The 12,214-nt window shown below is 39.2% G+C and carries 12 protein-coding genes; 5 read left to right on the forward strand and 7 right to left on the reverse strand.

Translation table 11 applies throughout. From position 1 onward, the window contains the following. The first annotated feature begins 254 nt into the window (after positions 1-254). Positions 255-431, forward strand: coding sequence for a hypothetical protein (locus RST01_RS15935; protein WP_184117525.1), 177 nt, complete (start codon positions 255-257; stop codon positions 429-431). A 100-nt stretch (positions 432-531) separates the two neighbouring features. Here RST01_RS15935 and RST01_RS06250 read toward each other — a convergent pair whose 3' ends face one another. The 7 genes from RST01_RS06250 to RST01_RS06280 form a co-directional block, all read right to left on the reverse strand. Further along, positions 532-2,238 carry a M20/M25/M40 family metallo-hydrolase gene (locus RST01_RS06250; protein ID WP_147195250.1) on the reverse strand — a complete coding sequence of 569 codons (1,707 nt, stop codon included), beginning with the start codon at positions 2,236-2,238 and terminating at the stop codon, positions 532-534. Positions 2,239-2,372: 134 nt separating this feature from the next. Further along, complete coding sequence (locus RST01_RS06255; RefSeq protein WP_147195251.1) at positions 2,373-3,113, reverse strand: IclR family transcriptional regulator; 741 nt, start codon at positions 3,111-3,113, stop codon at positions 2,373-2,375. An 87-nt stretch (positions 3,114-3,200) separates the two neighbouring features. After that, complete coding sequence (locus RST01_RS06260) at positions 3,201-4,616, reverse strand: alanine/glycine:cation symporter family protein (protein WP_147195253.1); 1,416 nt, start codon at positions 4,614-4,616, stop codon at positions 3,201-3,203. 190 nt (positions 4,617-4,806) lie between these two features. Continuing rightward, positions 4,807-5,022 carry a DUF2922 domain-containing protein gene (locus RST01_RS06265; RefSeq protein ID WP_147195255.1) on the reverse strand — a complete coding sequence of 72 codons (216 nt, stop codon included), beginning with the start codon at positions 5,020-5,022 and terminating at the stop codon, positions 4,807-4,809. 20 nt (positions 5,023-5,042) lie between these two features. After that, a complete protein-coding gene (locus RST01_RS06270; RefSeq protein WP_147195256.1) occupies positions 5,043-5,261 on the reverse strand; it encodes a DUF1659 domain-containing protein in 219 nt (72 codons plus the stop codon). Between the two features lie 111 nt (positions 5,262-5,372). Continuing rightward, a complete protein-coding gene (locus RST01_RS06275; protein WP_147195258.1) occupies positions 5,373-6,683 on the reverse strand; it encodes an aldehyde dehydrogenase in 1,311 nt (436 codons plus the stop codon). Between the two features lie 700 nt (positions 6,684-7,383). Continuing rightward, complete coding sequence (locus RST01_RS06280; RefSeq protein WP_147195259.1) at positions 7,384-8,133, reverse strand: SDR family NAD(P)-dependent oxidoreductase; 750 nt, start codon at positions 8,131-8,133, stop codon at positions 7,384-7,386. Positions 8,134-8,499: 366 nt separating this feature from the next. On the opposite strand from RST01_RS06280, the gene RST01_RS06285 reads away from it, so the two are divergent. The 4 genes from RST01_RS06285 (at position 8,500) to RST01_RS06300 (ending at position 12,170) form a co-directional block, all read left to right on the forward strand. Continuing rightward, positions 8,500-9,930: a GntP family permease gene (locus RST01_RS06285; RefSeq protein WP_147195261.1), complete on the forward strand. Its 1,431-nt coding sequence runs from the start codon at positions 8,500-8,502 to the stop codon at positions 9,928-9,930. 65 nt (positions 9,931-9,995) lie between these two features. Next, positions 9,996-10,712, forward strand: a complete 717-nt coding sequence (locus tag RST01_RS06290) for a CoA transferase subunit A (protein WP_147195262.1) — start codon at positions 9,996-9,998, stop codon at positions 10,710-10,712. Continuing rightward, positions 10,703-11,353 (forward strand): 3-oxoacid CoA-transferase subunit B, encoded by a 651-nt coding sequence (locus RST01_RS06295; protein ID WP_147195264.1) that lies wholly within the window; start codon positions 10,703-10,705, stop codon positions 11,351-11,353. Before RST01_RS06290 ends, RST01_RS06295 begins: the two co-directional genes overlap by 10 nt. A gap of 31 nt (positions 11,354-11,384) precedes the next feature. Beyond that, on the forward strand, positions 11,385-12,170 hold the full coding sequence (locus RST01_RS06300; protein ID WP_147195266.1) for a 3-hydroxybutyrate dehydrogenase: 786 nt from the start codon (positions 11,385-11,387) through the stop codon (positions 12,168-12,170). Positions 12,171-12,214: the final 44 nt, after the last annotated feature.

The following is a 12,214-nucleotide window of genomic DNA, read 5'->3' on the forward strand; positions in this document are numbered from 1 at the left end:
AATCGCAAATTACTAGGAAATGATTTTTCGCTTCCATCTTCACCAATCTAGAGACTACAGTCGTATATATGTCTATATTTTGCTCATTCTCTTTTAATTTTCTGATTGTATAACATACTTTAAAAATCCTATTCCATTTTGTCCTCTTGCTTCTTAAAACTGTAATATTAGTTAACTAAATTTAACATTCAAAGTCATTAAAAATAGTTTATAATAATTAAAAAAAATTAAGCTTGCGTTGGGGAGTAGAAACAATGGATAACGAAATGTATAAGTCATCAGATCTTAATCCAAATGAAGAACAAAAGTCTCAAAAAACTGACGAAAATGAAATTTTAATTTCTATAGAAGAAACCATAGCCCAAAACAGAAAAATATTAGCGGAAAATCGTGAAATCTTACCAAGTTATCGAGATTCTTCACTTTCTTAATTTTTTATGTTTTGTAAAACGAGAAGCGGGCTTTTATAGCAAAAAATAAAGTGCAGACTCCTTTTAAATGCGGAGCCTGCACTTTATTTGATTTAAGCTATTAGATTCCAATTGGCTCCTCATACTGTCTTTCTAACAAATCAGGCGCTAGTAATTTTTTTTTTAATAAATTCATTGCCATAGTGCGAATCACTATCGGTAAAACATGGAATGTATATGGTTTATACACTCGCTCTGTCCATTTATGGCCATCTTTTCCGTATACCCCAACGTTAATAGACGGTATATTTAATCCGCGAATCTCGTTAACTGGCACAGGGTAAATAGAATCCCATTCAGGGAAATTATTGATTAATGAGCTAAGCTCCTCATCACTTTCATGCAAGGATAGGAAACTGCCGTCTGCTAAATACGGGAAGAATTTTTTTAAGGCAAATGTTTCGCCCGTCAATTGTTCCATTTCTTCTAACGTTTCTTTTACTGATTTTAGAATCTCTGCATCCCGTTCATTGGATTGGTTCAAATAGTTGTGCGGCAAATAAGGAGGTGCAAAGAAAATGATGACTCTTGGTTTTTTATACGGATCCCAGTTCTGCAATTCCTCAACGATTTTAAAGCAAAGCTCCCTGGCCTCCATCTCTTTGTTTTCTCGCTGCACTTTTTTGGCCACTTCATAAGCAGGAATGCCTTGTGCCACTAATTCCTTCATAAAGTCAGCTAAGCTCGTCACTTCTAAGTGCCACGACAGCTTTTTACCAGGTAATCCAGTTCGTTTCAGGAATTCTTCGTATTGCTTAGATAAATGAGCCTCTACGTCTACACATGCACCTGCAGCAATCGCAATCAACTTATCCATCACTTCTTTTGCAGAAAGCTCGAATAAGAAGTAGTTAAAATATAGATAGCTGCTTGTTGCAGTCTGTACTGAATAAAACTTCTTTGTATCTCTTTGTTGTAAACATGTTGGGGGGAGTGTCATTTCCCCTTCAATATTTTCAGCCAGCTCCAGATTATTATGGATTCGGCGTGTCAGTTCTGCTGCTACAAAGTTGGGGTCCACACCTGATAGCGTATCTCCTACATGTGCCTCGCGTCCGTAAATATAAAAGCTCGGAAGAATTTTACCAGCAGCACCCGTATAAATATAGCGGTGCGGATCATTTTCATAGAGAGGCGTGATGAAATCATCATTAATAGCTGAGATAAATTCCAGCCCATGCTCTTCTTTTAAACGCTTCAACTCTGGAATAGCTGAGATGATTCCTTTATGCTGGGATTCCTCATCAGGATTGAACATAAGAAGAATGTTCCCGTCCAGTTCTTCAGCATGTTCAGAAAAATAAAGAACATTGGCTAAATGGACAGCAGCTCCACTCTTCATATCAACGGATCCTCTTCCAAACATCCAATCGCCAGAATTTGCATCCGCTTGGACATCCTTATCCATTTCATATGTTTTGAAAAACTGTTCAATTTGGTCAGGGTTAAAGGCATCCTGTTTCAAATGTCCAAAATCCTCAATGCCCACTGTATCAATATGCGAATGGAAAATAACTGTATTCGTAGGGCTTCCCTTCCCTTTTACTAAGGCAAAAATATTTTTACGGTAAGGATCGTTCGGGACTTTTTTCTCCCAAACTTGATTAGGGTTTTGAATAAAGTAAGGAAAACTTTGAAGAATCTTCTTGAGTGAATCTGCGATAGCTCCCTCTCCAGATGTTCCGTTCACGCTGTCTATCCCGACAAGCTGTCTTGTCAAAAATTCAACTTGTTCAGGCAAAGTCATTTCTTGTAATTGTTGATACATACCCATCCCTCCAATGTTTCTGCATTATGGAAAAGCTTTCTATTTTATTTATATTCATAATATATAATATTCAAATAAGTTTGTCATTATTTTTTTCACTAAAAAAATCCCTTGAATAACTCAAGGGATTCCCATCAATAAAATCTTCCTATTCGATTTGAGATTTGCTCCGCAGCCACTTTTACTTTTTCTACTAGCTGTGGGAGACTCTCCTCTGTTATTCGAAAATCAGGGCCATTAATGCTTACTGCAGCTAAAACCTTATTGCCGTATCCAAAAATGGGCGCTGCAATAGATATAGTGCCTTCCGTACGCTCCGAATTACTCATCGCATACCTATTCCGGCGTACTTCTTCTATCGTTTCCTTTAATTGAATGGTTTCTTCATCTGTCAAACCTAGCTTTTTTATAATATCTGCTCTTTCTTCTTCCTTCAAAAAGGACAAGATGGCCTTGTTAGGAGCTCCGACGTTCAATGGACAGCGAATTCCCAAAGTTTCAGCGATTCGAACCTTTAAGGGACTGTCCACTATTTCAATTGTCATCCCGAAATTCCCATCTTGAATGTTTAAGTAAATACTTTCTTTTACGTCCAGTGCCAGGTCTTCCATGATCGGACGAGCTACATTTCTATAATCAATACTTTCAAGCACTTGTAAACCAATTTCCATCCAAAGAAGGCCTATTTTATAATGCTTTGTGTTAGGATTTTGTATAACAAGACCATGATCAATTAAAGAGTTTAATAAACGATGCATTGTACTGATCGGCAACTCTGTGCGTTTTGATAGCTCAGAAATGGACCATTCATTTCGATGCGGATCTGATCTTAAAATATGAATAATTGACATGGCACGGTCAATCGATTGAATCATGGTATTCTCCTATTCTTAAAAAATAGTTATTGAATCTATTATACTATTCCCCTGAATAGGAAAACAACAATCGACAGACTTTAACGACTATTCCGCCTTTTCTAATGACTGTTCTGGCTTTGAAAGCTGGACTTCCTCCATGTAGTTTTTCTTTTTATAGATACGTGTAAAGTAATCTTTTGTAATCTCTTTCACCTCACCGCCTAAGAATAACAGGGCGATAATGTTCGGCAAAATAACAAGAGCTAAAAGAATATCGAGGAATTGCCAGACAAACTTTAATCCGCCAATTGCACCGACAAATATGGCTCCAACATATACAAAACGCATTACTTTTGAAAAGAATGTACCAAATAAATATTCCGCTTGTTTCTCTCCGTAATAGATGATAACCACCACAGTCGATAACACAAAACAAAAGAGAGCAATGCTCATGATAATGCCAGCTAACTGGTCACCGAAAACTTGTCCCCACGCCATCGTCACCATGTTTGAAGCCTGTTCAGAAGGTACTTTCTCCCATTGCCCTGTACAAAGAACAACAATAGCTGTCATTGTACAAATGATGATGGTATCAACGATTACTTCAAAAACACCCCAGAATCCTTGTTTTGCAGGGTGATCAGTTTTAGCCGTTGCATGTGCAATAGGTGCTGTTCCCATTCCGGCTTCATTTGAGTAGGTTCCCCTTGCAAGTCCCCATCGAATGGCAGCTGCAATACCAGCTCCACCAAATCCACCTGCAGCAGCTATCGGTGTGAAAGCATGTTCAAAAATTAAAGCGAATATTGAAGGTATAGCAGATACATTGGCAAAGACTACGATTAAAGATCCGATTATATAAATGCCCACCATAAAAGGAACAAACTTCTCTGTAATTTTACCGATTCTTGAAATCCCACCAAAAACAATAATACCAATTAACACCATAACTAATAAGCCCGTAATGATAGGCGAAATATGAAACGCACCAGAAATGGTTGTGGAAAGTGAATTGGATTGAACCATTGTGCTTGCTACAATTTCAAGCATTAAAGCAAAAGCAAAGAATGATGCTACCGGCTTCCATCCTAGTCCTTTTTCAATATAATACATGGGTCCCCCAACCCATTCCCCTTCTTCATTTTTCTCCCGATATTTTACCCCTAGCACGACTTCTGAATATTTAGCAGCCATCCCTATTAATGAGACAACCCACATCCAAAAGATTGCCCCTGGTCCCCCGAATGCAATCGCTACAGGCACACCAATAATATTTGCCGCACCTACAGTTGAAGCTAACGCAGATGTAGCCGCTTGAAATGGTGTTAATGTTCCCTCAGATGCATCAGATTTGCTAAGAATTTTCCCGAAGGTTTGACTGATAATATGAGGCATATAACGAAACTGAAAGAAACCTAATTTAAAAGTAAGATACAGCCCCCCACCTAATAGCAAAAGCATCATCGGAAGTCCCCATATAAAATCAGTAATACCTCCAATAAGATTCATAAACTTGTCCAAAATTATTTCCCCCTTTGTGAACGCTTACAAAACTACAAATATTTCCGTAATACGGAAATACTTTCTATAATAAAATTATATCAAAGGGAAATATCAATTGTATACACATTTCTAAAATTTCTAAAATAGATATTCTTATATTCAAAAAAGCTGTTCCATCTATATTTGATAGATGGAACAGCTCTGCTATTTATGCTTCTAATTCAGTTACAGTCCGCTCAACATAACGGGCACTATCTATTTCCGCTAAGCGTTCCCCTTTTATCTCAAACACGCCTTTTTCAATGATGGTGTTCATCACATCATACACCTCTTTGGATGATAGCCCTTCTTTTGGCGCATCAATACTCATTGAATAGCCTGTTCCCTTCGAGGTTTGGAATTGAAGCTGCAATACTTTTGACATTCATTTTCCTCCTTTTCATATTATTGTTGAATGCTTTCTTGCATTAGGATCCCTGTGCCAATCCATTCGTGTTCGAAAAGACTTGCAAGTGCTGTACCTACAGCTGCCAAGTTTTCTAATTGTGCATCTCGCGCTACATTTTGAAATGCTTTTGTTTTTTCGATCATTTGTCCTTGCGTATTCACGCCAGTAGAGAATTTAATGCGAAGTGTACCTTTTTCAAATGTTTTCGTTGCCATGTTGCTCACCTCCCTTTCATTCACTACATAGACTAAACTTCGAAAAAGAGGACAAGTATTTATAAAAAATGAAAAAAAGCACCAACCCAAAGGTTAGTGCTTTTAAAACCATTATTTAGCTCGATTTAACTTCAAAATGGATTTATAGTGTGTAAAGGTATCAAAGCTACCTTGTCCATGATAAGATCCCATACCACTCTCACCTACGCCCCCGAATGGCAGGTAAGGTGTAGCTAAATGGGAGATGGTGTCATTGATACAGCCGCCACCAAATGAGATATTTCCTAGAACAGTGTTTTCTACTTCTTCGTCTTCTGTGAATAGGTATAGTGCAAGAGGTTTTGGTCTCTCTACGATTTTGTGGATTACCTCTGTTAAATCATCGTACTCGATGACTGGAAGAATCGGTCCAAAAATTTCATCTTGCATGACCGGATCTTCCCACTTGATGTCGTCTAATACAGTAGGCGCGATAAATAGGCGGTCTTCCTCTGTATCGCCTCCTACTACTCGTGTCCCATTGTCTAGGAAAGCGGACAGGCGGTTGAAATGTCGATCATTAATAATGTGTGTGAAGTCAGGATTTTTGGATACATCTTCTCCAAACATCTCCTTAATTTGTACTTTCATCTTCTCAAGGAATTCATCTTTCACACTCTTGTGAATTAGCAAGTAGTCTGGTGCTACGCAGGTTTGACCGGCATTAGAGAATTTCCCTTTAGTAATGCGCTGAGCTGCAGTATCGAGATCTGCATCCTCATGGACAATACATGGGCTCTTTCCGCCTAATTCCAGTGTGACAGGTGTTAAATGTTTTGCAGCGGCTGACATGATAATCTTCCCAACACCCGTACTTCCGGTAAAGAAGATATAATCGAATTTTTCTTTTAATAGAGCTGTACTTGTTTCTGCTTCACCTTCTACAACCGCAATGTATTCTTCAGGGAAATTTTCTTGCACCATTTTTGCAAGCACTCCTGAAGTAGCAGGCGTAAATTCTGATGGTTTCAGCACAGCACAGTTGCCGGCGCAAACCGCACCGATTAATGGGGCAACCGCTAATTGGAATGGATAGTTCCAAGGCGCAATAATTAAAGCCAAACCATAAGGCTCTGGGTAAAGCATACTCGAAGCATTACCAAAAACCTCTGGCGTTTGTGCTTCTTTCGGCTTAGCCCACGTATGCACATTATCTAAGATATATTTGATTTCGTGTAAAACGAATCCAATTTCAGTACGATAACCCTCTTTTTCTGACTTGTTCAAGTCCTTACGCAAAGCTGCAAGTATTTCATTTTCATACTTCTTCATTGCGTCTACAAGTTTATTTAATGTCTCTACACGAAACTCGACATCCTTTGTTTTTCCTGTACGGAAAAAAGCCCGTTGTCGTTCTACAAGACCTTTATAATTTTCTGACATGATTATTCCCCTCTCAAACAAACTATACTTATTTGATGCAAAACCAGATTTCCTGCTTTTATTAATCCATAATTCTACCTAATTCTAAGCAAATATAGATATTATCATTTTTAAGTATAAAATGTATTATATACAATATACCTTCAATACACTAGTATACTGAATCGTGATTCTGCATTCTTTACTCTTCCCGAAAAAAAATATATCATTCAGCTGAACCAAATACCTTTGATTACCCGCTTCTTACTTTTTAAAACAAAACATTGTATGAAAAATGTGAAAAGCTCACCAATTTTTGTGGATATTTTATTTAAGAATGACAGACATTTAGGACTTGAATTGTAAAGTTTCGGTGGTAAACTTCCGGCGAACGGTTGTAAATAGTGTGGGAACGGTAGTAAATATTCTCTCTGCGGTGGTATAACATCACAGGAAGGTGGTAAGTTACCCCACCTCAAGCTTTTCGATCGCAGATGCGAACTTATTATCACTTGTCCAAATCGCGAACATGCGAGTATCTTAGGACTGTATAGTTTCGGCGATAAATTTTCGGCGAGCGGTTGTAAATGACGCTGCAACGGTTAAAAATATACTAACAGCGGTTGTAAATAATCACAGTGAGGTAGTAATATATTCCACCTGTAACGAAAGAAAAAATCCCTTCTCCAGTAGAAAAGGGATTTAAGCTATCTTAAAATTATTAAACTGCAGTATATCCACCATCAACCAGCAAACTTGCTCCTGAGATAAAGGATGCATCATCACTTGCTAAGAAGAGAACAGCTTTTGCTACTTCTTCCGGTCTGCCCAAACGGCCGATTGGATGGAGGTCAATCAATTCTTGTTTTGCTTCTTCTGGCATGCCAGCAAGCAATGGAGTATCGATATAACCTGGGTTTACATTATTAATGCGAATACCTTTTGCTGCATATTCAGAGGTTGCCGTTTGTGTAAGCAATTTTACGCCGCCTTTTGAAGCTGCATATGCACTGACTCCTGGCTTCCCTACAAATCCATGGATGGAATCATTATTAACAATGGCGCCGCCTTTTTCTTGTTTTAACATTTGCGCAAGGGCGTATTTATTGCAAAGGAAAACCCCATTAAGATTGACATCGATTACCTTCTTCCAATCAGCATAGTTCATTTCATGAACAAGCGTTGCTGCACCAATTCCTGCATTGGCAAAAAGGACATCTAAGCTTCCATATTTACTCACAGTCTCTTCAACTAAACGTTGTACTTCTTCCTCTTCCGTTACGTTTGTTTTCATAAACATGGTTTGGTATCCATCTTGATTTAATTGATCCGAAAGCGCTTGTCCTTTATCAGACATGTCAGAAATCACGACATTCGCTCCTTCTTTCGCGAACTCTACTACCGTAGCTTCCCCGATACCACTTGCTCCACCAGTTACAATGACTGTTTTCCCTTTAAAACGATCTGCCATTTTCGATTCCTCCCTTAGAAATGATTTAACTACTCGTCATTATTATAGCACTTTCCAAAAAAGCTAAACCGTCTGAAGTATTGCATTGGAAATAATTTCATTATTTCTAATAGCAGTTATCATTCCGTAATATCGGAAAATTCCACTTTTACGGAACGCTTCTAAAATGAAAAATCCGATAATCCGGAAATTTAAAATTAATTTTGCAAATTACACCGTAGAATTCTCAGTAATTAAGGGATTTGCTTAAACAGATGTTTTTGGCATGATTCTTGCAATTAAATTAAGCTGAAGGGGATTTTTCAAAAAAGGAGGATGTATTTTTTTGCAAACGCTTTCTTAGAAATAATAATAAGGGGGATTTTCATGGATTTAATTGTCATACTGTTGGCGCTTGGTTTATTAATGTTTGTTGCTTACCGTGGATTTTCAGTTATTTTATTCGCGCCTATTTGTGCACTTTTTGCTGTTTTATTAACAGAGCCTAGCTATGTATTACCTTTCTTCTCTGGCGTTTTCATGGAGAAAATGGTCGGTTTTATAAAATCTTATTTTCCTGTCTTCTTACTTGGAGCTATTTTCGGCAAGGTTGTGGAAATGTCTGGCCTTGCAGAATCTATTGCCAAAACGATTGTTAAATTAATCGGTGCCAAAAGAGCGATTCTTACCATCGTTTTATTAGGAGCTATTTTGACATATAGCGGCGTTAGCTTATTTGTAGTTGTTTTTGCTGTTTATCCATTTGCAGCACAGCTGTTTAGAGAAGCAAATATTCCGAAACGCCTCATTCCCGGCACCATCGCATTGGGGGCATTTTCTTTCACGATGGATGCAATACCTGGTACCCCGCAAATCCAAAACGTTATTCCGATTTCTTTCTTTAAAACGGATATTTATGCTGCACCTACGTTAGGAATTCTTGGCGGACTATTTGTATTAATTTTTGGATTGCTTTATTTAGAATCCCGCAGGAAAAAAGCAGCCAAAGCTGGAGAAGGCTATTATGGCTTCGAAACAGAAACGGCTGCTACTCTTGAAACGATGAAGGAAGAGCCTGCTATCAAATTTACGGCAAATCAATCTGTACTCCGTCAAATCTTTGCCTTTGTACCTCTAATCCTTGTCGGCGTAATGAATAAAATTTTCGTCACTTATATTCCGAAATGGTATCCAAACGGCTTCGACTTTTCAAAAATCGGGCTAGATTCATTTGGTGTAGTTGATACTTCAGCAGTTGCGGCTATCTGGGCTGTAGAGATGGCACTTGTTGTTGGGATCTTTGCCACCATTCTATATGACTGGAATCGAGTAAAAGTAAACTTTAAAGAAGGCTTAAATGCAAGTATCAGCGGGTCTTTACTCGCGACCATGAATACTGGTGCAGAATACGGATTTGGTGGAATTATAGCTGCTCTTCCAGGATTCTCAGCTATTAGCGGAGGGATTTCTCATACCTTCACGAATCCGCTCGTAAATGGTGCGGTAACAACCTCCACACTTGCTGGTATCACTGGCTCAGCATCTGGCGGTATGGGGATTGCTTTAAGTGCCATGGCAGATAAATATAATCAGATGATCGAAGCCGCCAATATTCCGCCTGAAGTGATGCACCGCGTTGTCGCTATGGCATCTGGCGGCATGGATACACTGCCTCACAATGGTGCAGTCATTACTCTCCTTGCCGTTACAGGTTTAACGCATCGCCAAGCTTACAAAGATATATTTGCTGTAACAATCATTAAAACAATTGCCGTTTTCTTCATCATTGCGCTTTATTCTTTAACAGGTATTGTATAAATCTTTTGGAAGGTTACTAGTTTCTATTATGCTAGTAACCTTCATTTGAAAGGGAGACTTCTAAAATGAGTAAAATCAATGAAAGCTTTGAATCAGCCATTCAAGAGATACAAGATGGTGCAACCATTATTGTAGGGGGCTTCGGCTTATCCGGCATTCCAGAAAAGTCAATCCTCGCGCTTCGAGATAAAGGTGTAAAAGACTTAACCATTATCAGTAATAATTGTGGCGTGGATGATTGGGGACTTGGCCTATTGTTAGCAAATAAACAAATCAAGAAAATGATTTCCTCTTATGTTGGGGAAAACAAGATCTTTGAACAGCAATTTTTAAGTGGTGAGCTAGAGGTAGAACTTGTTCCTCAGGGTACATTAGCAGAACGTATCCGAGCGGGTGGCGCTGGAATACCTGGCTTCTATACAGCAACAGGTGTTGGCACGAAAATTGCTGAAGGTAAAGAACACAAAGAATTTGACGGAAAGATGTATATCCTTGAAAGAGGCATTACAGCTGATTTTGCTCTTGTAAAAGCATGGAAAGCAGACACTCTCGGGAATTTGGTATACCGAAAAACAGCACGCAATTTCAATCCTCTGGCTGCTATGGCCGGAAAGGTAACGATAGCTGAAGTCGAAGAAATTGTAGAACCAGGTGAACTCCAACCGGATCAGATTCATACACCTAGCATTTTTGTACAAAGGCTCTTACAAGGCAACGGATATGAAAAACGGATTGAACGTAAGACAGTACAAGTGGAGAAAGGAGATTTTTCATGGACGTAAGACAAAAAATTATTCAACGTGCTGTATTAGAAATAAAAGATGGTATGAATGTAAATTTAGGCATTGGCATACCTACTCTGCTTGCTAATGAAATTCCCCCTTCCATCAACGTGTTGCTTCAATCTGAAAACGGGCTACTAGGGATCGGTCCTTACCCTACCCCCGCTGAGGTAGATCCAGATTTAATTAATGCTGGAAAGGAAACTGTAACAGCTGTGCCCGGTGCTGCCTTTTTTGATAGCGCAGAATCATTTGCCATGATTCGCGGTGGCCATATTGATTTGGCTATCCTTGGCGGTATGGAGGTTTCGGAAACTGGCGATCTCGCCAACTGGATGATTCCAGGGAAGATGGTAAAAGGAATGGGCGGCGCGATGGATCTTGTGAACGGTGCAAAAAAAGTAGTCGTGGTTATGGAGCACGTCAATAAGCATGGCGAATCAAAAGTAAAACAAATATGTACCCTTCCTTTAACAGGTAAGAATGTTGTGCATTGTTTAATTACGGATTTGGCTGTTTTTGAATTCACTTCAAGTGGAATGGTATTAATAGAACTGGTGGATGGCGCCACCTTAGAAGAAGTACAAGAAAAAACGGAAGCTTCTTTTACCGTGAGCCCACAACTGCTTATACATCAATAATAACAACTACAGAAAAACGGAGGGAACGAACATGGGAATGTTATTAGAAGGAAAAACAGCTTTGATTACGGGAGCAGCAAGCGGCATCGGCCTTGAAATTGCGAAAGTTTTTGCCAAGGAAGGTGCAAAAGTAGCGATTTCTGATTTGAAGGAAGAAGCGACAATCGCAGTAGTCAACGAGTTAAAAGAACAAGGCTTTGAGGCGATCGCCGCTCCATGTGATGTAAGTGACGAAGAGGCATTTGCAAAAAGCATTGAAAAAACCTATCAAGCCTTTGGACGGATAGATATCTTAATTAATAACGCAGGCCTGCAGCATGTATCAAATATCGAAGACTTTCCAACAGCTAAATTCAAGCAAATGATCGATGTCATGCTTACAGCGCCGTTTGTGGGGATCAAACATGTATTTCCTATTATGAAACAACAAGGCTTTGGCAGAGTCATTAATATGGCTTCCATCAACGGACTGATTGGTTTTGCCGGAAAAGCTGCCTACAATAGTGCAAAGCACGGTGTCATCGGATTAACCAAAGTAGCTGCATTAGAAGGAGCAGAGCAAGGTATTACTGTCAACGCACTTTGCCCCGGTTATGTAGATACGCCATTAGTACGTAATCAACTTTCAGACCTAGCGGCAACTCGCGGTGTCGAACTGGATAAAGTGATGGAAGACGTACTCTTCCCATTCATTCCTCAAAAAAGACTGCTCACTGTAGAAGAAATCGCGGATTACGCTGTCTTCTTAGCCAGCGATAAAGCAAAGGGTGTTACCGGGCAAGCAGTGGTTCTTGATGGTGGCTATACTGTTCAATAAGAGAGCCTATTACCGCATGAAGGTACTCCCTTTCATGCGGTTTA

Source organism: Rummeliibacillus stabekisii (assembly GCF_007988965.1).
In the GTDB taxonomy this organism is placed as follows: Bacteria; Bacillota; Bacilli; order Bacillales_A; family Planococcaceae; genus Rummeliibacillus; species Rummeliibacillus stabekisii.

Bases quoted from the DNA above. Each gene is read 5' to 3' on its own strand.
- RST01_RS15935 (WP_184117525.1), top strand. From the start codon at position 255: ATGGATAACGAAATGTATAAGTCATCAGATCTTAATCCAAATGAAGAA.
- RST01_RS06250 (WP_147195250.1), bottom strand. From the start codon at position 2,238: ATGTATCAACAATTACAAGAAATGACTTTGCCTGAACAAGTTGAATTT.
- RST01_RS06255 (WP_147195251.1), bottom strand. From the start codon at position 3,113: ATGATTCAATCGATTGACCGTGCCATGTCAATTATTCATATTTTAAGA.
- RST01_RS06265 (WP_147195255.1), bottom strand. From the start codon at position 5,022: ATGTCAAAAGTATTGCAGCTTCAATTCCAAACCTCGAAGGGAACAGGC.
- RST01_RS06270 (WP_147195256.1), bottom strand. From the start codon at position 5,261: ATGGCAACGAAAACATTTGAAAAAGGTACACTTCGCATTAAATTCTCT.
- RST01_RS06275 (WP_147195258.1), bottom strand. From the start codon at position 6,683: ATGTCAGAAAATTATAAAGGTCTTGTAGAACGACAACGGGCTTTTTTC.
- RST01_RS06280 (WP_147195259.1), bottom strand. From the start codon at position 8,133: ATGGCAGATCGTTTTAAAGGGAAAACAGTCATTGTAACTGGTGGAGCA.
- RST01_RS06285 (WP_147195261.1), top strand. From the start codon at position 8,500: ATGGATTTAATTGTCATACTGTTGGCGCTTGGTTTATTAATGTTTGTT.
- RST01_RS06290 (WP_147195262.1), top strand. From the start codon at position 9,996: ATGAGTAAAATCAATGAAAGCTTTGAATCAGCCATTCAAGAGATACAA.
- RST01_RS06295 (WP_147195264.1), top strand. From the start codon at position 10,703: ATGGACGTAAGACAAAAAATTATTCAACGTGCTGTATTAGAAATAAAA.
- RST01_RS06300 (WP_147195266.1), top strand. From the start codon at position 11,385: ATGGGAATGTTATTAGAAGGAAAAACAGCTTTGATTACGGGAGCAGCA.